The sequence below is a fragment of the Halomonas sp. BM-2019 genome (genome assembly GCF_017584085.1).
The window spans coordinates 1,885,721-1,887,731 of sequence record NZ_CP071922.1; the positions used below are offsets into that span (position 1 = coordinate 1,885,721).

Genomic DNA, 2,011 nt, shown 5'->3' on the forward strand with positions numbered 1-2,011 from the left:
CGGTTTGCTCAACGTCATTCGTTTGCTCTTTATTTGCTGCTGGCTTACGACGACGGTTGCGGCGACGGCCTTCCTGTGGCTTGTCTGACTTCGACGCCGGCTTGTTGCTAACGTCTTGAGTCGTAGTTGCCTCAGTAGCAGCTTTCTCGTCATTGGTGTTTTCTGACTTATCGCGACCTTTACCTTGGTTACGGTTACGTCCTTGATTATTGCGACGACGGTTATTATTTCGTCCGCGATTATCATTTTGACGTGACGAGCGTTGCTGTGGTGCTTTTTGCTCGGATTTCTTGTCCTCAGTAGCATCTTCAGTTGCGAAAATTTCTTTGATCTCTGATGCTTGCAATAATTTATAGCTCTGTACATCAGTGACTTCGTCACTGCGGATACGCGCGACATCAAAATGAGGTGTTTCTAAATACTGATTTGGGATAACCAACAGCTGTACTTTGTTGCGCTCTTCGATAACGCGCAGGGCTGAACGTTTCTCATTTAATAAATAAGTAGCGACAGTGACCGGCACTTGTGCGTTAACTTGTGCGGTATTGTCTTTCAGTGCTTCTTCTTCAATGAGTCGCAGAACTGACAGTGCGAGTGATTCATCACCACGGATGGTGCCTTGTCCGTCACAGCGTGGACAGACTTGATTCGACGATTCACCAAGTGAAGGACGCAAGCGCTGGCGACTCATTTCCAACAAGCCAAAACGTGAAATTCGAGCCGTTTGCACCCGTGCGCGGTCGTGTTTTAATGCATCACGTAAACGGTTCTCGACTTCACGTTGATGTTTTGGCGGAGTCATATCGATAAAGTCGATAACGATCAAACCACCGACATCACGCAGACGCAATTGGCGCGCTATTTCATCGGCTGCTTCTAAATTCGTTTGCAGCGCGGTTTCTTCAATATCGCCGCCTTTGGTCGCTTTCGCCGAGTTAATATCAATCGAGGTGAGCGCTTCAGTCGGATCGATGACAATCGAACCCCCTGAAGGCAGTCGAACTTCACGCTGGAACGCTGACTCAATTTGGCTTTCAATTTGATAATGACTAAATAGTGGCACTTCACCTTGATAACGTTTCACCCGTTGCACGAAGTCAGGACGAACGATTTTGATGTGTTCGCGAGCTTGTTCAAAAATGGTTTCGTTATCAATCAGAATTTCACCAATATCGCGGCGCAAGTAGTCGCGAATCGCACGGAAAATCACGTTAGATTCTTGATGAACGAGGAACGGAGCAGGGCGTGTCGAGGACGCTTGTTCGATTGCTTGCCAATGATGGAGTAGAACATTTAAGTCCCAAGCCAGCTCTTCAGCTGACTTACCAACACCGGCGGTGCGGACAATCAAACCCATGCCATCAGGCACTTCCAGTGTCGATAATGCATCTTTTAGTTGCGTTCGCTCGTCACCTTCGATGCGGCGCGAGATACCACCCGCACGTGGGTTGTTAGGCATGAGAACCAAATAACTGCCTGCCAGAGAAATAAAGGTCGTTAGTGCAGCACCTTTCTGTCCGCGTTCTTCTTTATCGACTTGGACAATGACTTCACGGCCTTCAGAGATAACGTCTTTAATGTTCGGACGTCCTTTAAAGCTATAGCCATCGGGGAAATAGGTGCGAGCAATTTCTTTCAGAGGTAGGAAACCGTGGCGATCAGCGCCGTAATCGACGAAGGCGGCTTCTAAGCTAGGTTCTACACGGGTAATTTTACCCTTATAGATGTTTGATTTTTTCTGTTCGTGACCAGGACTTTCGATATCTAAATCATAGAGGCGTTGACCGTCGACCAACGCTACACGCAATTCTTCTTGTTGCGTGGCATTAATTAGCATTCTTTTCATATTGTGTGACTCATACTTTTTATGGGTACGAAATCACAACACTGTACCGTCAGAGACGGTTCTGTTCCGTTGCTAAAGGACTTGCCGGCACCGTATATAGTTTGCTGGTGCGCGCTTTTTGGGCAAGTGATCTCTATGCTATTTGTATGACTTCTGTTTATCTTT

General features: G+C 47.1%; 1 protein-coding gene. It reads right to left on the bottom strand.

Annotated features, from left to right (window positions below; translation table 11 throughout):
* Window positions 1-1,846 (bottom strand): ribonuclease E (gene rne / locus J5F18_RS09520; RefSeq protein ID WP_346301998.1); only part of this gene is annotated, 1,846 nt, incomplete at its 3' end.
* Between the last annotated feature and the right edge of the window lie 165 nt (window positions 1,847-2,011).